Origin of the sequence: Alcaligenes sp. PF14, assembly GCF_037150615.1 — a bacterium.
Lineage (GTDB): Bacteria > Pseudomonadota > Gammaproteobacteria > Burkholderiales > Burkholderiaceae_B > Alcaligenes > Alcaligenes phenolicus.
Map to the genome: position 1 here is coordinate 250,147 of NZ_JBAGRS010000002.1, position 22,076 is coordinate 272,222.

At 54.4% G+C, this 22,076-nt stretch carries 21 protein-coding genes; 18 read left to right on the plus strand and 3 right to left on the minus strand.

Annotation, left to right across the window (positions count from 1 at the left end):
- The 15 genes from WFM49_RS05230 to WFM49_RS05300 all read left to right on the plus strand — a co-directional run bounded on the left by WFM49_RS05230 (position 1) and on the right by WFM49_RS05300 (position 17,185).
- Positions 1-381 (plus strand): hypothetical protein, encoded by a 381-nt coding sequence (locus WFM49_RS05230; protein ID WP_203144899.1) that lies wholly within the window; start codon positions 1-3, stop codon positions 379-381.
- Complete coding sequence (locus WFM49_RS05235) at positions 378-626, plus strand: hypothetical protein (protein ID WP_137430852.1); 249 nt, start codon at positions 378-380, stop codon at positions 624-626. Before WFM49_RS05230 ends, WFM49_RS05235 begins: the two co-directional genes overlap by 4 nt.
- Positions 627-800: 174 nt before the next feature.
- Complete coding sequence (locus WFM49_RS05240) at positions 801-1,220, plus strand: phage tail terminator-like protein (protein ID WP_336972141.1); 420 nt, start codon at positions 801-803, stop codon at positions 1,218-1,220.
- 69 nt (positions 1,221-1,289) lie between these two features.
- Positions 1,290-2,213 carry a phage tail tube protein gene (locus tag WFM49_RS05245; protein ID WP_021446765.1) on the plus strand — a complete coding sequence of 308 codons (924 nt, stop codon included), beginning with the start codon at positions 1,290-1,292 and terminating at the stop codon, positions 2,211-2,213.
- 11 nt (positions 2,214-2,224) lie between these two features.
- Positions 2,225-2,698 (plus strand): hypothetical protein, encoded by a 474-nt coding sequence (locus tag WFM49_RS05250; protein ID WP_257113242.1) that lies wholly within the window; start codon positions 2,225-2,227, stop codon positions 2,696-2,698.
- Between the two features lie 402 nt (positions 2,699-3,100).
- The gene (locus WFM49_RS05255; RefSeq protein WP_336972145.1) at positions 3,101-6,325 is read left to right on the plus strand and encodes a phage tail tape measure protein; all 3,225 of its coding nucleotides are present in this window, start codon (positions 3,101-3,103) and stop codon (positions 6,323-6,325) included.
- Positions 6,326-6,423: 98 nt separating this feature from the next.
- Entirely contained in the window at positions 6,424-6,780 is a 357-nt protein-coding gene (locus WFM49_RS05260; protein WP_336972147.1) for a hypothetical protein, read from the plus strand.
- Positions 6,777-7,253, plus strand: coding sequence for a DUF1833 family protein (locus tag WFM49_RS05265; RefSeq protein WP_336972149.1), 477 nt, complete (start codon positions 6,777-6,779; stop codon positions 7,251-7,253). Before WFM49_RS05260 ends, WFM49_RS05265 begins: the two co-directional genes overlap by 4 nt.
- Before the next feature lie 35 nt (positions 7,254-7,288).
- Entirely contained in the window at positions 7,289-7,666 is a 378-nt protein-coding gene (locus tag WFM49_RS05270; RefSeq protein ID WP_269508203.1) for a hypothetical protein, read from the plus strand.
- Positions 7,653-15,029 (plus strand): hypothetical protein, encoded by a 7,377-nt coding sequence (locus tag WFM49_RS05275; protein WP_336972152.1) that lies wholly within the window; start codon positions 7,653-7,655, stop codon positions 15,027-15,029. Before WFM49_RS05270 ends, WFM49_RS05275 begins: the two co-directional genes overlap by 14 nt.
- Before the next feature lie 345 nt (positions 15,030-15,374).
- Positions 15,375-15,572 (plus strand): hypothetical protein, encoded by a 198-nt coding sequence (locus WFM49_RS05280; RefSeq protein ID WP_336972153.1) that lies wholly within the window; start codon positions 15,375-15,377, stop codon positions 15,570-15,572.
- A 26-nt stretch (positions 15,573-15,598) separates the two neighbouring features.
- The gene (locus WFM49_RS05285) at positions 15,599-15,916 is read left to right on the plus strand and encodes a hypothetical protein (RefSeq protein WP_336972154.1); all 318 of its coding nucleotides are present in this window, start codon (positions 15,599-15,601) and stop codon (positions 15,914-15,916) included.
- 147 nt (positions 15,917-16,063) lie between these two features.
- Positions 16,064-16,288 carry a twin-arginine translocase TatA/TatE family subunit gene (locus WFM49_RS05290; protein WP_009459872.1) on the plus strand — a complete coding sequence of 75 codons (225 nt, stop codon included), beginning with the start codon at positions 16,064-16,066 and terminating at the stop codon, positions 16,286-16,288.
- Positions 16,272-16,730, plus strand: a complete 459-nt coding sequence (locus WFM49_RS05295; RefSeq protein WP_336972157.1) for a lysozyme — start codon at positions 16,272-16,274, stop codon at positions 16,728-16,730. The genes WFM49_RS05290 and WFM49_RS05295 overlap by 17 nt, the downstream gene beginning before the upstream one ends.
- Entirely contained in the window at positions 16,709-17,185 is a 477-nt protein-coding gene (locus WFM49_RS05300) for a DUF2514 family protein (RefSeq protein ID WP_321217541.1), read from the plus strand. Before WFM49_RS05295 ends, WFM49_RS05300 begins: the two co-directional genes overlap by 22 nt.
- Before the next feature lie 44 nt (positions 17,186-17,229).
- Here WFM49_RS05300 and WFM49_RS05305 read toward each other — a convergent pair whose 3' ends face one another.
- The gene (locus WFM49_RS05305) at positions 17,230-17,760 is read right to left on the minus strand and encodes a hypothetical protein (RefSeq protein ID WP_009459867.1); all 531 of its coding nucleotides are present in this window, start codon (positions 17,758-17,760) and stop codon (positions 17,230-17,232) included.
- Between the two features lie 124 nt (positions 17,761-17,884).
- On the opposite strand from WFM49_RS05305, the gene WFM49_RS05310 reads away from it, so the two are divergent.
- Entirely contained in the window at positions 17,885-18,250 is a 366-nt protein-coding gene (locus tag WFM49_RS05310; protein ID WP_239055442.1) for a YgiW/YdeI family stress tolerance OB fold protein, read from the plus strand.
- Between the two features lie 118 nt (positions 18,251-18,368).
- Positions 18,369-18,713, plus strand: a complete 345-nt coding sequence (locus WFM49_RS05315; protein ID WP_021446759.1) for a DMT family protein — start codon at positions 18,369-18,371, stop codon at positions 18,711-18,713.
- 344 nt (positions 18,714-19,057) lie between these two features.
- Here WFM49_RS05315 and WFM49_RS05320 read toward each other — a convergent pair whose 3' ends face one another.
- Complete coding sequence (locus tag WFM49_RS05320) at positions 19,058-19,873, minus strand: META and DUF4377 domain-containing protein (protein ID WP_203144888.1); 816 nt, start codon at positions 19,871-19,873, stop codon at positions 19,058-19,060.
- 107 nt (positions 19,874-19,980) lie between these two features.
- A complete protein-coding gene (locus tag WFM49_RS05325) occupies positions 19,981-20,688 on the minus strand; it encodes a tellurite resistance TerB family protein (RefSeq protein ID WP_035268249.1) in 708 nt (235 codons plus the stop codon).
- Between the two features lie 210 nt (positions 20,689-20,898).
- On the opposite strand from WFM49_RS05325, the gene WFM49_RS05330 reads away from it, so the two are divergent.
- Positions 20,899-22,050: an ABC transporter substrate-binding protein gene (locus WFM49_RS05330; protein ID WP_026482930.1), complete on the plus strand. Its 1,152-nt coding sequence runs from the start codon at positions 20,899-20,901 to the stop codon at positions 22,048-22,050.
- Positions 22,051-22,076 lie beyond the last annotated feature (26 nt).

Genomic DNA, 22,076 nt, shown 5'->3' on the forward strand with positions numbered 1-22,076 from the left:
ATGACAATCAAAGCAGAAAAAAAGCAGGGTCTGAGCGGCGACGATTTGCTCTGGAACTGGGCCCGTTGGTGCTGGTCCGGGCAGACCGTGGGCAATATGGAACGCTACGTTCCCTGGCAAGAGGACTTTCGGCCCATACATCAAGACCACGCTTTGGCGGTTGACGCCCTCTACCAGCGCCTGCCGCATTACCAAGCCATGGTCATCCAGGCCGAGTACCCGCGCAAGAACGCTCAGTACGGTCATTTGACCGCCAGCGAACGTCAGACCACAGCCCGTTTGTGGATCAAAAAGGTGACTGGCGCGGTCCTTCGGGATGAAGACTACCGCCGCCATTTGATGGATTTCAGAATCACAGTCGAGAAGGAGATTTTGCGGTGAAGTATGCAGCCGAAGTCATAGACCTGTTAGCGGCCTATCCGGGACGAGAGTTCCGCATGATCCAGATTGTGCGGCACGTCAGCAAAGGCATGGAGCTGTCCACGGCCCAACGCAACGCCATGCGCGAAGGGGTCAAGCGTGTGCTGGCGCAATTGCAGGATTCAGGCCAGGTGGACAAGATCAAAGAGGGTGAAACCTCTGCCTTTTACGCCTGGCGTTGCAGTCTGCAACATGGTCCGCTATGAATCTGCAAGGCTAATTGCAATAATGGGCGTGCAAAGTTGCGTCCAATGCAAACGAAACAACCCCGAGCAAGAAATTGCTGCGGGGTTTTTTTATGCCTGGTCACAACAACCTACGCACAGTCATCGATTGGCCATCAAGCAGATGGCCAGGACCGTTCAGGAGAACTACACAAGATGAACTTTGAACAGATCAGTAAAGCCATTATTGATCGCATGGTCGCATTGACCGGGATTGCTCAGGAGCGCATCGAGTACCCCAATGCGCACGCGGCCTTTACTCCGCCGGATACAGGCGTCTGGTGCCGTCTGCTGATCAAGAATACCGACTCGGAAATCTCGGGCATGGGTGCGAAACCCTACACCCGCAAATCGGGCGAGATTCTGATCGAGTGCTTTGATCGTTTGGGTCAGGGCCGTCAGGAGCTGGATCGCCTGAGTGATGCCGTGGATGAACACTTTTCCTTCTGGTCTGAAGGAGCGTTGGAATGCCTGGGCCTGAGCCAGGTCGACGTGGCAGCGGATGACCCGCAAAAACGGCCTCAACGCGAAGAGTTCTACCAGATCAACCTGACCGTCCCGTTTCGGGCCGGTTGATTTTTTACCTGTTTTTTTGTGCCGACCTCGCGTCGGTTTTTTTTTGCCTGCATACAGGAGAGATGCATTATGAGTTCTGGCGCTAAAGTTACTAGCTACCTGGTTAAAGAAACCGTTCCCGGTGTAACCCCCGGTTCGGGCTGGCAGACGCTGCGCGTCACCGGCAACACACTGACTCCGACTCTGAACAAGGAGGAGTCCGAAGAAATCACCGATTCGCGTATTGGTCAGGGTTCGATCGTGACCAGCATTGATATTGGTGGCGACATCACGGGCGAACTGTCCTACGGCACCTTTGACGAGCTGCTGGCCGCTGCCTTCTACGGCGAGTGGAAAGAGAACAAGCTGAGCGTGGGCGAGACCCGCAGTACCTTCAGCCTGGCTAAGGCCTATCGCGATGTGGATGTCTACGCGCTGTTCAAAGGTGCACATGTCAGCACCTTTGCCCTGGAAGTGCCTGAAGAAGGCAAAGCCACCGTGACCTTCACCATGTCTTGCCTGGATTACGAAGACAAGGAAACTCCCTTTGCCACCGATCCGGCCGAGCCCAGCCAAACCCCGTTCATGTCCTCGATCAGCGTGGGTGATGTGAAAGCCAATGGTGTGTCCCTGGCTGGCCAGGCTTGCGTATCGGGCCTGACCCTGAATATCGACAACCAGTTGCAGACCCAACGCTGCTTTGGTGCCGAGCGCTTGGGCCCCGGCGCCCTGATTGAGACCGCAGCAGCCATCACCGGCACGGTGACCCTGGCTTGGTCCCAGAAGGCTTGGGAGCTGTGGAAGAACCAGTTCAAACGCACTCCGATCGCCATTTCCTTCCCGATCACCGACTCTCTGGGCAACAAGTACGAGATCGATCTGCCTGCCATTGAGGTCGATGGTGATTTGCCTAACGGTGCCAAGGGCGACATTCTGAAAGTGGAGCTGAACTTCACCGTGGCCAAGCAAACTCCCGTGCTGACTCGTAGCCCCGTTGCTGCGCCTGCACCTTAAGGAGTGATGACATGGCTTTGAAGATTAATCGACTGGAATCGGTGCTGAGTCAGGAGCGGTGGGAGGATTATGACGAGGACGTGTCTTTCAAGATTGCGGCGCTTGATACCGAGGCTTATCAAATAGCCTTGGAGCGAGCTCGCCGCTTGATTGCACGGGAAGATGCAGGGCATTCACTGGCGGCTATTCGTGTTTCAAGTAACGATGTCCGCGAGCATGATGTTCAGTGCCAGTTGTTGAGCACGTATATCGTCAAGGACTGGAAGGGTGAGGTCCTTGATGAAGCGGGCAATGTCATTCCTTATTCGCCCGAGAATGCGACCAAGTTGTTGTCAGAGAACACAGACCTTTTTGTCTGGGTGATTGCGACAGCGGCCCATGTTGCGGCCAATGCGAAGAAGGAGGCCCAGGAAACCGTGGAAAAGTCCTCGCCCGGTTCCAGTGGGAAAAAGAGTGGGCCGGGCAAAATGAAAAGCTCAAGCTGATTCATTCGACTCTCGGTGCTCAGATCCCGGATGAACCTCCCAGTGATCCAATTACGGATCATGTCATCCGTGTTTATTGTGCTGCAGACCGTTGTCGAAGTGTGATTGTCGGAATGGGCGGTGCGGTGCCATTGCCCCTTTCTACCGAGAACATAAGCGCCGTGGTCCAGGCATACGGAACCCCACTGCCCCGGCAAGAGTTGGATATGGCTGTGTTTGAGCTTGATCGCTTGGAACGCAGTTGATTGTCTGGTGGTGGGAGCAGGAGGTGGGCCAGCTGGGGTTGCACGTTTACCTGGCTGGCCCAATTGTTTTGATAGGGTTCAGGGCCTGAGATTTGAATCAGCGTCTATGTGCGGTTTTCCCTGCTTTGGCAGGGTTTTTTTTATCTGGAGAATTTGAATGGCGCAAGAGTCTCGATTGACTATTACGCTCGATACTCGGTCGGCGGAGCAAGGTGCCAAAGATCTGACGCTTGCCCTAAATGCAATGGAGGCGGCTGGCATTCGTGTTGCGGCCATGTCGGATCGAGTCAATGGCAGTATGGCAGGCGTCAGTCATGCGACCCTCTCAAGTGCTGCCTCAGCCGCTGTGATGGACCGAGTGTTGAAGTCTGCCTTAAGTAGTTTTTCGGCCATGGATTTGATTGAGATGGCCGAGCAGTGGGATAGCTATGCCGAGCGTATGGCGGTTGCGACGCAGTCTTTGGGCGAGTACGACCAGGCCCAGGCACGAGTGGCGCAGCTTGCTCAGGCGACATCCCGCCCTATTGATGAAACACGTGAAGCATTCATCGCACTTTCCCCGGCTTTGCGGGAGATCGGTCTTGGTTTTGATCAAAGCATGGATGCAGTAGGGGCTTTTTCTGGACTGTTGGCAACGAATGGGGCTAGTGCAGATAGCGGCGCAGTCGCCATGGAGGCGTTTGCCAATTCGTTTCGTACCGGTGCAGTTAATGCCAGTGACTGGACGCAGATTACTGGTACTGTTGATTCCCTGATTTCCCATATGGCCGACAGCACAGGGAAAACGACGGCAGAGATTGATCAGTTGGGCAGGAGTGGGCAGATGTCTGCCCAGATGTTGGCTCAAGGTTTGGCATCTTCTTATATCCCTGCCTTGCAGCAACTGGAGTTGATGCCCAAGACAGTCAGTGGCGCGCTGACAAACTTGAACTCGGCATTTGGCGAGTACGTAGGCAATACGAATAACTCCTTACAAGCAACGACATTGTTGGCTTCGGGAATCAACTTCATTTCCCAGAATTTTGAGTTGTTTGCAGATGTTCTGGGGACTGTGGCCCTGGGTGCACTGGGGGTCTATACGTCGCGGACGATTGGTGCTGTTGCGGCAACTGTGAGTGCCACTGTGGCGAGCCATACCAAGGCTGCGGCCACGCTCGCTGCTGCCAGAGCGGAAGCGCAAGCTGCGGCTGCGGCTTTGGCAAGCGCACGAGCAAGTCTAGGTTTGACAACGACTCTTGCGCAGTTAACAACAGCAAAAAATGCGTCGGAGGCCGCCAGTAGGCGTCTTGCTGTAGCGCAAGCGGCAACGGCGGGAGTCGGTAGGACTTTGTTAGGTGTGCTGGGCGGTCCTGTTGGCCTGCTGACCACGATTGGTATGACTGCGGCGTCTTTTTTTACGATGGACGGAGCTTCAGATCGTGCGAAAGTTGCCACAGATGCTCTCACTGGCTCCGCGCAGGATGCGTCCACCGCATTTGGCAACCTGGGGGTTCTGTCCAGGCAAGCTGCGCTTGATAGTCTGGCGGTGCTTCTAGACACTCAGATGGGGGCTGCTAGCAAGGCTATGGCTGATTTCGTCGACAAGCTGGATCCAACGACAAAAAAAGGGGGGGCTGCCGTTGCACGGATGCGAGCGGAGATGCGAAATGAGCTGACTTTCCTGGTGGGTAATGTGTCTTCGGCAGGTGGTGATCTTGAACAGGCCATTGATGGCTTGATCGGGAAGTGGACTGAGCAAGGAGTGATTACCGAGTCTCAAGCTGGCCGATATCGTACGCTTGCTATTGCTATGGTGAAGTCTCGAGATGAGGCTACCCAAACAGGACAGCGTTGGGAGGCGTTGTCCGAGCTGGGCAGGCAGTTGGGTCTAGCTGCTCACGGTGCTGCGGGTGGTGTACAGACGCTAAACAACGCACTTGGTTTTTCGGAGAATGCAAGTAAGCAACTGGAGCAAATCCAGAGTCGGATCAAATCATTGCAAGATAGTGATGATCCGGTAAAACGGATGACTCGCTGGATCAGCGAGAACAAGGATGTTAGTGAGGAAGCCAGGGTCGCACTCATGTCCGCCGCTTATGCGGAAAAGGATTTGTTACAGGCGCGGCAGGCGACGGGGGGGGCGACGAAAGGAGCAGTTTCCTCCGCAAATACCCTTCTACAATCCTTACGCGATCAGGTGGCTGTGTTGGGGATGACTGACGCCCAGTTGCAGCGCTATCGGCTTCAGATGGCCGGTGCTTCGAAGGGGCAGATGGATGAAGTGGAGACTTTGCAGGCTACGAAAAAAGCCTACGAAGATACGGAGCGAGCAAATAAGCTTTACCAGAAAGCGATGCTGGAGCAAAAAAGCATTGCAGAAGAAAACACCATTTTTCAGACTCAGAAAAACCAAGAGAATGTAGGCTTGGGAATTGGTGAGCGCAGACGTAAGCAATTGGCCGAAGAATATCAAATCACGGCGGACTTTGAGCGTCGCAGACGTGCGCTGGAGGCTGGCCAGGAGGATGAGTCCACACGCTTGGATGAACCGCTCTATTTGCAATCTATTGAGAGCTTGCGCTCGGCAGAAGAGGAAAAGCTGGCTATCGTGCGCCGATCTGTGCAGGAGCGTTCACTTCTTGAGCAGGACTGGGGATTGGCGATGCAGGAGGCGATGATTAATTATGCCGATAATACGGCTAATGTTTATCAGGCTGTTTCTGGTTTGGTCGGGAATATATTTAAGGGCATGGAAGATGCGCTTTTCCAGTTTGCCATGAAAGGCAAGATGGATTTTGCGAGTCTTGCCGATAGCATTATCGCGGACATGATTCGAATTGCGATCCAGCAGTCAGTTACAGCGCCCTTGGCGGGCATGATTGGCAACTTGTTTGGTGGCGGTGTGAACGGGGTGTCGACTGCCAGCGCGATACAGCAAGGCGGTGGTGACGGTATTGGTGCCCTGATTAGTTTGAATGGTTGGGGTACCGGAAATTTTAGTGGGGGCGGTTACACCGGAGACGGAGGACGCTATGAACCAGCTGGTATCGTCCACAGGGGCGAGGGCGTTCTGAGTCAAGACGATATGCGTAGTTTGGGTGGGCGTTCCGGGTTTGACCGGCTACGTCGCTCCTTACGTGGATATGCCAATGGCGGGGCGGTGGGTTATCCAGCTTTACCTTCAGCAACGGCGACTGCTTCTATGCCTGGTCAGGATCTGCAGGTGGTAGTTAATAACTACGGCGGAAATAGAGTTGAGGCCAAGGAAGAAATGAGTCCAGGAGCAGATGGCCATATGCTGCGGCGTGTCGTTATCAGTATTTTGGATGAGCAGTTGGGAAGCCCAAGCACAAGCACAGGACGAGTGTTACAGAGAGGCTGGGGATTAAGGGCCCGATCCTAAGGGACCGCAAACTAGAGTGCAGCCCTTAAGTATTGCTGCGTTTCACAAACATCAGGCCCGTTAGATATGAATCCAACGGGCTTTTTTTATTTCAGTCTATGAACAAATTACCTGATTACGTCTCGATCCTGATCGACGGTTTTGGTGAGCGTTTCGACCCGTCTGTAAAGCGCACCGAAATGGATCGCGGTCCTGTGAAACAAGAAATAGTGAATTCGCAGGTGTTGGTGGAAACAGAAGCCACTCTTTTTTTTCGTAGTCGTGAGGATACCGTCAAATTTGATAGCTGGTATTTCGACATGATCCGTCGAGTTGGCTGGTTTGATATATATGACCACCGATATCGTATAACGCGTTCGATGCGGTTCAAAGGTGGGGACATTGGCACTTTGACGCCGTTGGCGAGCGGGTTCCGATATGCCCAGCGTCAAGTGACTTTGGAGTATATGCGATGACTATCACTAAAGAGTTTCGCCGCAACCGGCAACGAGTGACTGATCCAGATGGTGTGGTGGTATTGGTGGAAATTACGCATTCTTCTTTTTCAGCCCCGTTTCGGCTAGCCAACGATACCAAGGCGTGGACCAGTCGCGGTGTGACGTACGTGGGCTATCCATTTCGCTTTACCTTGCCTGATTCCAGCGAGGGGGAAAGTCCCAAGATGGCGCTCGAAATGGCGAATACAGGCGGAGACATTTTGCGCGAGCTCGAGTCCATCCGAGAGCCTGGCGAAGAGGTGTGGTGCAACATCATCATGATTGATCGCTCTATGCCGGATATTCACGCCATGAAATTGAGCCTTCCCATTTCCGTGGTGGCGGTAGATAGCTCAAGCATTTCGGCCAGGCCGTCCATGGATTCGATTCTGAACCGTTCGGCGGTGACGCTGCGATACGACAAGCGTACGGCGCCAGGGATTTTTCAATGATTAAGGCGCTTAATCGTTTTATCGGAAGGCCGCATATGGCCGAGAGCTACGACTGCGCTGATCTGGCGGTAGAGGTAGCGCGGGAGCTGTTTGCTCGTGAAGTTGCGCTACCTGCTGTCAGGCCCCGTCCGCAAGGGCAGCGTGGTCAGGGAGTAGCAATCCGGGCCATGGCCGATGAATTGGCTTTTGAGGTTGCCGAACCAGTCGATGGTGACTTGGTGCTGATGCAAAGCGCAGGGCAAGAGTTGCCGGGTCATATCGGCACTTACTTTTTTGTGAACTACCAGCCGCATGTTCTGCACACATCGGTCGGGCTAGGACAAGCCAGTCTACATAAGTTAACCGCGCTACCCGCCTTTAGTTTGCGGGTTGTTGGGTTTTATCGGTGGAAGAGTCAGAATGAACAGAATTGATGAAGGGCGGCTGGTTGTTACCCCGCACCCATTGACCCTTGAGGGGCAGACAAATACTCCAGCAGATTTGAGAGCAGGCGAAAGCCTGCTTTCTTTTCTGGAGCGTCACGTTCCGAACCTGCACGTATGCAAATATGCGGTATCCATCAACGGGTGCCTCATTTCTCCTGATCACTGGTCGCAAGTGAAGCCTAAGCACGGGACCGTCATTGCAGTACGTTCCGTTGTAGAGAAAGAGGCGTTGCAGTTGGTCGCGCTGGCGGCGTTGACCTACTTTACGTTTGGCATTGGTTCGGCTGGTGGGTTCGTTGCGACCAGCTTCGGGAAATTGGCGGCTACTGCGGTGTTTATGGCTGGCTCCATGCTCATCAATAAGGTATTGGCCCCACCGATGCCCGAGATTGGTAGTACGGATCTTGGCCGTGAGCCAACCTACAGTATTGCGCCTGGCAGCAATAGGGCCCGTCAGCATGATGTATTGCCTTTACTGCTGGGATCAATCCAGTACGCGCCTGATTACGCGAGCCTCCCATATACGTGGTATGAGGGTAATGAGCAAGTACTGGGAGCGGTTTTCAACGCGGGTTTGAACGTTGATCGTTTCGAGGGGGCTTTGCTGAATGGCGATACTGAGCTGAGCGCCTATCAGGATGTCAGTGTGTGGACACGTGGGTTTCCAGGTATGCCCGAGCAGGATATCCCCTTGTTCACAAATCCTGATGTCTCTGACGGCGGTGAGTTGGAGGGCTCTGGCGAATGGGTGACACGTACGACCTCGCTGGACACGACACTTATTCAGTGCGACTTTGAGATCCAGCTGTTTGGCCAAGGCAAGAAGGGGATTGAGGGACGCAATCTGGTTCTTGAGGGTCGATATCGTCCGGTAGGGACGGCTCAGTGGCGACCCATTCAATCGATTTATCTCAATAATCGGGCGATGAAGCCTTTACGCCGTACTGAGACGATTCCAGTCGAGTCCGGGCAGTATGAAGTTGCCTGGAGGAATGCAACGGGCGGCAGTAGTGATGATGCCAAGACCACACGCAATGCGGTCTGGACACAACTGAAAAGCATCCAGCCCGACGATGGCGATTATCTTGGGCAGTCTCGCATTGGGATCAAGGTTAAGGCAACGGGCCAGCTCAATGGCAGCCTGAAAGAGATCAAGGGGCGGTTTGTTGCTCGCGCCATGCCAATTTGGAACGGTAGCAGTTGGGGCTTAGCGACAAACCCGGACAATGGCTTGTCGAACCCTGGTGCGCAAATTCTCCTGTTGGCGCGGGGAATTTATGTTGAAGATCCTTTCTACGGTCGCAAGCTGATCGCGGGCATGGGCTTGCCGGATGATCAGATTGATATTGAAGGCTTAAAGGCGTTCATGCAGCATTGCGCGGCTAACAATTTGCGGCACGATGCGCTGATTAGCGACGACCGAAGCAATGTGGACTTGCTCAACCAGGTGGCCCGCTGCGGCCTGGGGTCGTTTGGTTTTTTCAATGGCAAGTGGGGTGTGGTGTGGGCGTGGGATAACCAGCCTCTGGACGGGGTGGTCAATATGGCTACCATCAAAAAGGCGACGTTCCAGGTCAGCTATGAGCTGGCCAGCGCGGCTGACGGCATTGTCTACACCTATTTAAATCGCGATACTTGGGAGCAGGATGCGCTTTACGTGTATGCGCCGGGCAAGACTGTCATGTTGAATCCTGCCCGAATCACCGGCGAGGGTGTGACGACAGCAGAGCACGCGGCTGTGATGGCCCGCTATCACCTGGGGCAGTCCCTGTATCAGTTCAAGGACATTCAGTACGAAACTGACCTGGAGCACCTCGATTATCAGCGCATGTCTGTGCTGGCCATTAGCCACGATATGACGCAGTGGGGTTTTGGTGGGCGTCTTGTTGCTGCTGCTCAAGATGAGCAAGGCGTAGTGACCTTGCATCTGGATTCACCTGTGACTGATCAATCCGTTCATGGTGCAGGGGCTGCCGAGCCGTTCATTGGACTGCGCGTACCGGGGGAATCCATCTATCGTGTTTTCCGGGTGGTGCGGCCGAGCGCAGGCTCCTTAACTTTGCAGTTAAAAGATCCATGGCCCGAGGATGCATTATTTCCTGGAGAGGATGGGGATAATCCGGAGCATGACACGCTTTGGTTCTACGACTTTAAGCCAACGCCAGGTGCACGAGTCCGCGTGGCTGGTATGCAGATGCAGGCTGGTCTGGGCGGCGCACAGGTAGCGGTCGTTCCCGAGTCTGACGAGTTTTGGGGCTACGTGATCAATGGAACCTACGAGCCAGCCGGTAGCGATAGCGAACTCTCGCGTGATGAAACGCCGGTAGTACACAGCCTTCGAGTCACGGAGCAGCAGACGGTACAGGGTAATACACAGTTTACAGAGCTGACCATTACCTTTGATGCCAATGGGGAGCTGGCGTCCGCAGAGGTTTGGGCAGGACCGGAGGGACAGGAGCTGGTCCATGTTGCGGACACGTTCACGCGCCAAGCGACGTTCCGTATCGACGTGGCGGGCAATTGGATGTTACAGGTTCGTCCAATGGGCCATACCCGTGCAGGTCCGGCAGCGAGCGTTTTCTATGTGACGCAAGTCACGGATCTGCCACCCTGGAACTATGACTCTTTGTTGATTACAGAAATTGCTGGTGGGTTGCGTCGGTATGCTTTTGAGTATGTCGACAATGATCCCCCACTTGATTTAGCAGGTGCTGAGATTCGCTACCTTTCTGGTAAGCATGCTGCGCCTGTGTGGGATGCCATGACGCCGTTGGGTAGTGGTTTTCACACGGCGACGTTTGAGAGTGTCCTGCCCCAAGAAGGGGATTGGACTTTTGCGCTGCGTGCCCGCAATACGTCTGGGCAGCTCTCTACAGATGCGCTTATCCGTATCGCAAAGCTCGGCAAGAACTTTGACCAGGTGCAAACCGTAGACAAGACGCCTCCGCCGGCCGTGGCCGGCTTGGCTGCGGTTGCTGGCCTGGGAACGGTAATTGTGAGCTGGGACCAGGCCGTGTATGAAACAGGGCATGGCCATGCACGTACGATTGTGTATGCCGCAAAAGGGGCTACCGCTACCGTATCGTCGGCAAAGCCTGTGGCCGAGTCGCATAACGGCCCTGTTTCGTTTAGTGCTGGGCTGGGTGAAACCTGGCGAGTATGGGCCAAGCATGAGAGCGTAGACGGCGTGCTCTCTAGTGCATACGCTGGGCCAGTCAATGTCACGCTGGGGAAAGTGGGCGATGCGGATCTGGCGGAAGACTTGGATCTGGCCAAGCGTTTGGCTGACGGCTCAATCACGGCAGAAAAGCTGGCTGATGGTGCCTTGACTGAAACAAAGTTTGCCCAAGGCGTGGAGCCAGTTAAGATTATTCCTGATTCGGGAGCGTTGCCCACCACAAAATCGACGTCAAGCGTGCTCTGGAAGGGGGCGCTATATGTCTGGAGTGCTGCAGCGAAGAAGTACGAGAAGGCGGTAGCTGACGTTGCTCCTGAGTCTCTCGGGCCAGACAAATTCTCGCCTGGCATTGAGCCAGTGACCACGATCCCCGACAGTGGTCAATTGCCGACTTCCAAGGTGACGGCTACTGTTTCCTGGAAAGGTGTTTTGTACGCGTGGAATGCCGCGACCAAAAAGTATGAAAAGGCGGTGGCGGATGTTGCTCCCGAGTCATTGGGGCCAGACAAGTTCTTGCCAGGCACCGAGCCAGTTACGGTCATTGCCAATAACAAGCCACTGCCAACCGTTAAGTCGACATCGAGCATCGTTTGGAAGGGCAAGCTGTACCGGTGGGATGGCACCAAGTATGTGTCGAGTGTCGATGCGGGTGATATTGCTGGCAAGGTCACCGATCAGCAGATCGCAGACATGAGTGCGGCAAAGCTGACAGGGGAAATTGCAGGTACTCAGATTGCTGACAATGCGATCAAGACGCCACATCTTGCGGCGGGATCAGTTGCAGCTGAGAAAATTGCGGCAGGTGCTGTGATTGCCTCCAAGTTGTTTGTGGGAGCAAACGGTAATTTGATTCCCAATGGGGCGGGGGAAATGGGACTTGACCAAGCCAAGCTTGGCTGGCCAAGCCGGTTTGTGGTCGATGAAACAAACGCCCCAGATGGGTTTCCCTGGTCGTATCGTTCCCCAGCGGGTGAAACCGGCACGAGGGATTCCACCTTCGGCCCTATCCCGGTAGAGCCTGGAGCTGAGTATCAGATCACCATCTGGGCCATGGCGGATCGGGCTGATAGCCGCGTCTATATAGAAGGGCGGAATCAGTCTGGTGCACACGCGTTTAAGAACGCAAAAGGAGATGGTGGGTCACACGTTTATGTGCTGGCCAACCGAGTTTTGCCCACGAGCTGGACGCGGTTTTCGACAACGGTCACCATCAGTGATGGCACCACACATTTGCATCGCTTCCGCTACTACATCAACCACGCCAATGGGACAGAGAGAGGGGCAGCGCAATCCTTTGCTGGGCTGACCATGGTCAAGAGGGCGACGGGTGAGTTGATTGTTGATGGTGTCATCACGGCAGACAAGGTGGCGGTCAATGCGATTTCTGCAGATAGCATCCAAGCCAATGCCGTTACAGCTGGGAAAATTGCAGTTGGCAGTGTAGGAGCTGAGCATGTCCAAGCTGGGGCCATCACTGCAAGTAAAGTGACCCTCTCGGATTTTACGAATCTGATCACTAATTCACAGTTAAATGATGCGGATGCTTGGACTTTAGATACAGATGTAGTTCGGGTGCCTAATCCGGGAAATGGAGCTGCGGCCGGCTCTTTTCGGATTCCAGGCGATATTACCGTCAATCGGTATGCGCGGTTTAATGGCGTAGCGGTTACGCCTGGGACTTCATATCTTATGTCAGCTCACTATCGGGCATCCAGTGCGGCGGGCCGGAAATTAACACCTCGCTTTGGAGTGATGTGGCTGGATAAGGATGGTGGATATATTCAGGAGAATCTGTTCAGTGCCAGCGATGTGCTTTTCACAACCTATGCCTATAGAGAAGCGGTGTTTACAGCACCTGAAGGAGCGGTGACAGCAGTCTGTCTTTATGGCCGACTGGCTATGGACCAGATCAATGAGGGGTTTATTGAGCTTCCGTCTTTTCGAGCCATGACGGGAGGGAGCCTGATTGTCGACGGGGCAATTTCGGCTGATAAGGTTGCTGCGAATGCCATTTCTGTTGAGAAAATTGCCGCGAATGCCGTCACTACAGCCAAAATCGCAGCGGGTGCAGTAACGGCAGATCAAATAGCAGCCAATTCGATTACAGCGGAAAAACTGGTGGTTTCGTCTCCCACGAACCTGATTCCCGACACTTTTGGGTGGACTGAGCGAACGAATGCTTCCTCTTGGCGCCGTGTGGGTTTTGGCCTCAATAATACTAATGGCTCGGTCTGGTTACAGCACAAGATATCGGTAGCGTTGGATACCTTGTTCGAGGTCAGAAAAGGGACTCAGTACTTGTTCTCAGTCGAGATGACTTGCCAGACGGATGGGGCGCGACAAGTGTTTGAGGTTGTAAAAGAGGACGGCGACTCATTTTCTCCACGTCGGTTTTTGGGTTCGTTTGTTACCTCCTCGGATGATTATCGCTTGTATACGAACGGGGTCGAGTTCGAGACCTCGGAAAGAGTGCGCCTTAAGGTGTTCGCCAATGACAATCAAGCTGCATCCACAGGTGGCTACATGTGGATCAGAAATCCTTCTTTGCGAGCCATGGCGCAAGGGGAGTTGATTGTTGATGGTGCCATCACGGCAGACAAGGTGGCCACAAATGCTGTGACTGCTGACAAAATTGCCGCGAATGCAATTACTGCGACGAAGATTTCGGCAGGGGCTGTCGGTGCTGAACAGATTGCTGCAAATGCGATTACTGCGAAGCACCTAGTTGTCGCCGACCGATCTAACTTGCATCCTGATCCTACCGTATCGTTGGGCGGAGAAAGTTCGATTTGGTACATTCCTTCGTGGGTTGCGGCTGTGCCTGCAGGAACATCTACCGTCGGATGGGGGTTTAGTGGAGGAGTGTTACGCGCGACTGCTCCGAATCCAGGCACGGTGTGGAATGGTCCCTATTTACGCACGGGGAATATTGAGCTGCAGGGCGGTCAGGATTATGTTTTGTCCTTCCGGCACCGGCGGTTCAATGCTGGAACCTCGGTATTTAGAACGGTTGTGTATTTTTATGATGCCAACGGTGAGCATATCTCCGGGGCAAACGCTCTGCTAAATCACACAACGAGCTCGGCAACTCCGCAAGATGTTGTCTTGCCTGTCACTGCCCCGGAAAAGGCGGCTACGATGCAAATCTATTATCAGCAGTATCCGGACACTAGTACGTCTGGTTTTATTGTTGGTGATTTCTTTGTACGTCGTGCGGCTTCCGCAGAGATGATTGTCGATGGTGCTATTACGGCTGACAAGCTGGCTGCCGGGTCGGTGGTGGCTGGGAAATTAGCGGCTAATAGCGTGGCTGCAAACAATATCGCAGCAGGTGCTATTACAGCTGACAAATTGGCGGCGGATTCGGTTACTGCGGCGAAGCTCGCGGCAGGGAGCGTGAACGCGAGCAAGATTGAAGCCAATGCGGTGACCGCTGACAAGCTGGCTGCAAATAGCGTGACAGCGGTAAAGATCGCAGCCAATGCAGTGACGGCAGACAAGATTCAAGCGGGGACGATTACTGCAGAGTCAGGGGTTATCGCAAACGGTGCCATTACAAATGCCCATCTGGATAACGCGATTGTGACGACGGCGAAAATTGCTGACGGTGCCATTTCGCGTGCGAAGATCCAGACTGCAGCCATTGGGGAAGCGCAAATCGACAATGCGGTCATTACCAGTGGCAAGATTAGGGACGCCCAAATTCAAAACGCACACATTGTTAATGCTGCGGTCGATACGATGCGAATCTCTGGAAATGCGGTAACTGTGGTTGCGTACGCCACTGCAGGCAAAGAGTTTTCGTCTGACAATAGCTTTCGAAACATAGTGGTGGGAATCTACTTGAAGCACCCTGCCGATGTTGTCGTGACTGCCGTGACGGAGGGGGAGTACATAATGGCGGGCGGAAGACATGGTACGAAGCAACATGTTATTCGTTATGACACGGGAGGGTACAACGTGCATAGTTTTACGGCTGCGGCTCTTACTTCAATTGAGGAACCCTCAATGAACAATAGAGAGTCCAGTATGGTTGGTACGGGGATAGGTACAGTTAAACACTCTGTTCCAGCAGGGTGGATACAGTTCTCGCTAAATCAACGACCTAGTGGGTGGTTTGGTGGTGGGACTTACCTGCCTGCAGTAATTCGCATTGAAGCTTTCATGAGGTGAGCATGAATAAGGTCGTTTCTCTGTTTCGGGCAGGGCGGTTTCTTCAAAGGCTGGAGGGGCCATCCGCACTTGTTATTGAGCCTTTTTTGGCTCAATGGGACGGTGACCATGCACCCGGCGTGCTTGATGAGACATGGTGGTACTACGGCGGGAAGGCTCGCAAACGGCAAACTTGCCCGGCAGTCCTGGATGGTCTAACGCTGTGCGGGGTCCGGCCTGGCAGCGTCATTACGATAGAAGGCAAGCAGTATGAATGCACAGAGGGCGGGGATGTGGAGCTGTCGTTCCAATACCCAGGCACGTACGAAATCACGGTCACGCGCTGGCCGTATTTAGACGGGAGGTATGTCGTTGAAAATCCACCACCAGCCGAATAACCACGCAGAACGTCGGCAACGAGAGTATCCGAATATCGGGGATCAGCTCGATGCGGTGTACAAGTTGGCTCGCCATATGCAGGAACGAGGCCAGCAGTTACCGCCAGATGTTGAACAGTGGGTGGCTCAGTGCCGAGCCGTTAAAGAAAAGTATCCAGCCGCTTAGTAAGCGGTTTTTTTTTGGAGTTTGATATGCCATTCGCGATTTTTACTAAGAGCATGACGACGGAAGGTGGGCCCGCTAAGGCCCATTCTATTGGGCGTATTTCTACTGAACGTGGCAGTGCGGGTTGGACGGTGCAAGTCGATCATCATGCGACTCAAGAGCAGGCAGAGCGACAGGCAGGAGTGGTCTGGCAGACGTATTACGTGATGCCATTTGATACCGCTCTGGGTGGCCAACCTCAGCTGTCTGCCGTTACCTGGTTGATTGCAAATGAGCCGGCATTTTTTGGGGGGGAAGCCGTGGTAGGTGTGGACCCAATAGAAAGTGCTGAAGAGCAGCAGTAAATCACAATGTGATCGTAGTGAGGCTGCCTGAAGTGCGGTTTCCCGAAAATTGTTCCCCCCGGCCCGCTTGAGCGGGTTTTTTTATGTCTGCTGCACCCATAAAAGGGATGCAGCAGACAGGGCAAATTTGAATAAGGAGAAGGGCCTGTGCTGAATAACGACGCCGCTCACCTACCCATAAGCACCGGCTCGGCCCTGCTTATTTATGGTTGGACGATGCAGGACTTTGTGCTGACTTTATGGGCGGCTTATGTGGTGATTTTGATTGTGACCAAGCTGCCGGACTTTACTCGTGCGGCCGCGCGGATTGTGGGCGGGATCCAGCGTGCCTGGCGCCAGCTCAAGGAGTGGAAGCATGGATCTGAAGACTAAGCTGGGTGCAGGGGTAGTCTCGGCGGCGATTGCTTTGGTTGCCGCCTGGGAGGGGCGCTCTTTGATCGCCTATGTGGACCCCGTAGGCATTCCGACTATCTGCGACGGCTACACACAAGGAGTCAAGCTGGGTGACATGGCCAGTCCGCAGCGTTGCGACGTCTTGACGGAGCAGGAGGTTCGTCGCGCTTTGAGTGTGGTGGATCGCTCCGTTAGCTATCCCTTGCCGGATGAGGTACGTGTGGCGCTGAGCAGCTTTGTTTACAACGTGGGGGCCGGGGCCTATGCCAATTCGACCTTGCTGCGCAAGCTACGGGCTCGGGATATAGCCGGAGCATGTCAGGAGCTGGATCGTTGGGTCTATGCCGGTGGCCGCAAGCTGCGGGGGCTGGAGCGGCGGCGTCAGGCCGAGAGGCAGTTATGTCTATCAAGTCTGCATTAGTAGGGGCTGCTGTTCTGGCAGCCCTTTTTTTATGGGGGGCGCTTTATGGTCAGGAGCAGTATCGCAAAGGCTATGAGCTGGCCCAGGCGCAGACCAGGGCGGCGCAGTTGCAGGCCGAGGTCCGTGCGCGCTTGATGGAGCAACGATTACAAAAGGAGGTGGAGGATGTTCGAGTCACTTATCAAATGCAGCTGGATGCGGCTAAGCGTGCTGCTGTGGCTGCTCGCGCCGATCTTGATGGCTTGCGCAGCAAGCTCGCCGCCGCCAATGATCGTGTCGCCGCTCAGGCTGCCCGAGCCGGACATGCGCTGGATGCAAACGCCCGAATTGCCAGCCAGCTGCGCAACGTGGTCGGCCTGTGCGCAGAGCGATATACAGAGATGGCAGGAGTTGCTGATGGATACCGGAGCGCTTTAAGCGGTTTGCAGGGGTATGTGTTGGCCTTGAGAAAATAGGGCGCCACAGATGGAAACAGCCAGGGCGTTAGCGCTTCGTGCGCTTAGCGTTGCAGGCCTTCGGTTTGATAAAACAGTTTCAGGTCGCGAGGGCTGCCTAGTCTGACTTTAGGCAAGGTGCTTGCCTCGAAAATGCTCAAGTATTTGTGGCGATTGGGCGGGGTCACGATGGCGATATGGCGGATCATTTGCCATTTCACACTATCTTTACCGCCTTCCAGGGCTCCACGACGGTTGCGCTCAAACAGGGTGCGCCGGAAGTAGCGCAGCAGGCTGGTAGCGGTGGAGACCTCTAGCACGATGAAACCTGTAGCGCGAGCCAGACGTGGGGCCAGGTGGCGCGTGTAGTTGCCTTCCATCACCCATTGTTCTTGCGCAATAGCTGCCTGGTGAAGCGCAACAAAATCTGCTTCGGGGCGGGGCACCCAGTTGCTATGGGGCAGGTGGTAGAGCTGATCCAGATGCACGGCCGGGATGGCCAGCTTGCGTGCGATCGCGTCAGCCAGGGTGGATTTGCCGCTATTGGATGGGCCAAGAATGCAGATGCGGGGGCCTAAGTTCTCAAGAAGGGGCATGGTGCAGTGATGGTGTGATGTCGCGCTTGGTAACAAGGCAAGCCCAACACCGCCATTTTAATAAGAACGCTGATGATATCTGCTGTTATGGTTAAGTTTCAAGCCATGAACAACAGGAGTCATTATGTCTGCTTACGTTAAATTGCGCTCGGCCGTGGCGCTGGCTTTGTTATCAAGCGCGTTGTCGTTTCCTGCCTATGCCCAGTACACGGGCCCGTCGGAGATTGGTCAAACGACGGTTGCGGAGATCCTGAAAAATCCCGTCGATGATCAGGACGTGCGGGTGCAAGGCCATTTGCTACGTCAAACGGCCCACGACAAGTTTCTGTTCTCTGATGGCAGCGGGGAGATCGTGGCGGAGATCAAGGCCAAGCATTTTGCGGGTCAGACTCTGGATGAGAAAACCAGGGTGGAGCTGATTGGCGAAGTCGATACCAGTTCCAAGCGCCCGCCCGAAATTGAGGTGGATTTTTTGAAAGTTGTGGACTGATAGCCCTTGCTTGATGCCCCGTCTTTCTGCTGCCTGATTATCCCCATAGGCGCTGCTTAAATGTGACGCTACACTGGCCGGGTCGCGGTGCAGGCCGCTTTTTATTTTCGTGTCCAGAATGGCTAAGATCCTTCCCATCTTGATGTTGGTCGTCTCCAATGTGTTCATGACCATTGCCTGGTATGGGCACCTGAAATATCCCAATAGCCCCTTGCTGAAAGTCGTTCTGATCAGCTGGGGCATTGCTTTGGTGGAGTACTGCCTGGCGGTGCCGGCCAACCGTTTGGGGCACACCGTCTACAGTGCCGCGCAGCTAAAGACCATGCAGGAAGTCATTACCTTGCTGGTGTTCGTGGTGTTCTCGGTGTTGTATCTGAAAGAGAGCTTTACGCTGAATCACCTGCTTGGCTTCACACTGATTGGTGCCGGCGCGTTTTTTATTTTTTACGGGCCGCTGAAGTAAGAGCAAGCCTCATCACCGTTCAGGCATAAAAAAAAGCCTCGCATGTCGCAAGGCCTGAAGCCGGATAAATAGGGAGGTGAAAAATGTTATCCGGTATTTCCATACTACGGATGGGCAGGCTTGCTGACTAGGTTCAAAGCATAGCAGTGAGTAACTATTTGTGGCTCCGAATGTGCTGTTTCTTATGGGGTTTAGAGGATCTGAACCAGGACAGTCTGTCATCTGAACCGAATAAAGAATGCCTCTGAAATAAATAAACCCCAAAGTCGGAATCAACTCCAACCTTGGGGCTATGTGATCAGGTCGTCAGTGCAAAAAGCGCTTGGACGACGTTGCTGCGTGAATTACTTGCTGACTTGTTCGGACTCGACAACCATGTCCAGAACATCGGCCTTGGACGAGGCGTCTGCAGGCACGTTCTTCAGTTCGTAGCGGTTGATACGCAGCACGTTACGAACGCCAGGAGTATGGGTGTAGCCCTCGATGTCGCCGTAGTAGTACATCCAGTCACCCGTGTAGGTCTTGACGCCCGAATCGCTGTACTGGATCTCGCGTACCTTCAGGCACTGGTAGTTTGGAATCAGGGGGTGGGAGCACTTCTCTTTTTGTGCAGCCACTTCCAGGAACACACGGGTTGGCTCGCTGCCGTAACGGGTCGTTGCAGTAGGCTCACCTTTCAGGCGCCATTTGGTGCCGTCTTTAAAGTTCAGGGTCAGGACCGGTGCTGGATTATCCGGTGCGGAATCGGCCTTGGCCATGCTCCAGTCTGTCGCTGTAGGCAACAATTTGCCAACGGCTTGTTCGTTGCGCATCAACTCGGGGTCCGAGCACATTTTCAGGGTGCTGACTGGCGAGGTAAAGGTGATTTTGGAACCGCTGATGGTGTAGCCGCTGCCCAGGACATTACACAGATTGTCGATCGACATCATGGTGTCAGTGAAATTCAAGGTGACTTGCTCGCCGCCTGCGCCAGGTATGGCAGGGGCTGGCTGGCCGTCTTTGCCGGTAGTGGCAAACAGACGCCAGTGATAAGCCTGCAGAGAGGTTTCTTTATCCATTTGGCGCTCGGAAGTCGCGGTGTTGCTGTTGTTTGGAGCCGCGCAAGCGGCCAGACCCATTAAGGCCAATGTACCAATCGTCAACTTGAGGGTGTTTTTCATGAGTGGTTTCCTTGATGAGTCGTGGGCTGCATTGGGAGTGTCAGCCCGGGGTTGAAAAATAAAACAATCAGAGTGGGGGTGTTCTGGTGGAACGGTCCCACTTCCGATCAAGCTTGGGGTAAAGCTTGGACTTGATTATCCAGACTTTCGCGCAAGGAGTTTGGCAAGGATAGTAAACGTGCCAGCTCGTCCAGATACGCGCGTTCCATATAGCTTTGCTCGTCAATGACGATGGCGCTGGTCAAGTAAATTTCGGCCGACATCTCGGGCGTTTGCGCCAATTGGGCGATGGCTTGCGGGTCAACCGGTTTGAGCAGTTCTTGTGACAGCCAGAGACGGGCTTGTTCGGGGGCGGCCATTTTACTGATTTCCGCGTCAATCAATTCGCGCTCGGCATCACCGATATGGCCGTCTGCCTTGGCAGCGGAGACCAGAGCGGCCAGGATGACCATGGCATGGGTATCGGCCGGGCCGTTGGAAGCCAGCGGCAGCGGGGCGGCTGGGACCGCTTGCACGGGTGTTGGGGCCGCTTGCTGGCCCGCGTTTTGTTCCTGCCAGTTCTGATAGACCTTGATGGCCAGGGCACCCAAGGCAGCGGCTCCGCCGTACGCGGCCATGGAGCCGCCCATTTTGCGGAACTTCTTGTTGCCCAGCAGGACGCCCAGAACGCCGCCTACCACAGCGCCGCCACCAAAACCACCGGCTTGTTCACTGATCTTCTTACCCAGGCCGGAGGAGTTCAATTGGCCTTGACCTTGTTTTAGTGCGCTTTGGCCGCTTTGCAGAATTTGTTGCAGCATTTGCTGAAGTGACATGGGTTCGCTCTATGAAAGGTAAACAGTAGCTTCGTTATAAACTACTTTATTGTGTGTGCCCGCGTACAATTGTAAGCAGACCTGCCGGAGCAAATCGTTCAATAAGACGTGTGCGGCACGGGGAATTTGGTATCTTATGCCCAGATCAATCCATATAAGCGCGGCTGCGCTGATATCAAGGGGGGAAGGGCCTAACTGGCTCTGCACATTATGAAATTGACTCGAACTGCTTTCGCTTTGTCCGTTGTTCTGGCCGCTCTGGCCACACCGGCTCAATCACAGGTCAAGATTGGCGTGATCGCCTCGGCCACTGGACCGACCGCCGTGGTCGGTTTGCCGCAGCGCAATACCGTGCCGCTGCTCCCTACCAAGGTTGGCGATCTGACGGTTGAGTACGTCTCCCTGGATGATGCCAGCGACCCGAACCAAACGGTGACGCTGTTCAAGAAAATGATTTCCGAGGACAAGATCGATGCCTTGATCGGGCCTACCGGATCGCCCAATGCCATGAGTCTGATTCAATTTGCGGCCGATTCGGGCACGCCTGTGCTGGCGCCGGTGGGCGCGGCGTCCGTCGTGCTGCCCATGACCGAGCAAAAGAAATGGGTCTTTAAAACGACCCAGAACGACGACATTATTGCTCAGGCCCTGGTCAAGCATATGGTCGATACCGGCGTGAAAACAGCCGGTTTCCTGGGCTTTAACGATGCCTACGGCGAGAGCTGGTTGACCGTGTTCAAGGAACTGGCCGAGGCGAACAATATCAAGATTGTGGCCACCGAGCGTTATGTGCGTTCCGATACCTCGGTAACAGGCCAGGCCTTGAAGATTTACGCGGCCAAACCAGATGTGGTCCTGGTAGCCGGCACTGGCGCTGCGGCTGTTCTGCCGCAAGTGACGCTGGTTAAGCAAGGTTACAAAGGGCAAATTTACCAAACTCATGGTGCTGCGCTGCCTGCGTTCTTGAGCCTGGGTGGCGAGCAGGTTGAAGGCACTATTCTGGCGGCCAGCCTGATGTTGGTCTTGCCTGAAATTGCCGATAGCAATCCGTCCAAGCCTATCGCGCAGGACTACATCCAGCGCTATACCGAGCGTTATGGTCAGGCTCCTGCTACATTTGGTGCCAACGTGTACGACGCTGGTCTTTTGCTGGAAAAGGCAATTCCTGAGGCGGCTACCAAGGCCAAACCCGGAACGCCGGAGTTCCGTTCGGCTTTGCGCGATGCGCTGGAGCAAACCCGTGATCTGGTGGCTACCCAAGGTGTGTATACCATGTCGCCCGAAGACCATAGCGGCTTTGACGAGCGTGGTCGCGAGCTGATTACGGTACGTAATGGCCAATGGCACTTGCTCAAACCCTAAGCAGGTTGACAGGCAGGTATGGAAAA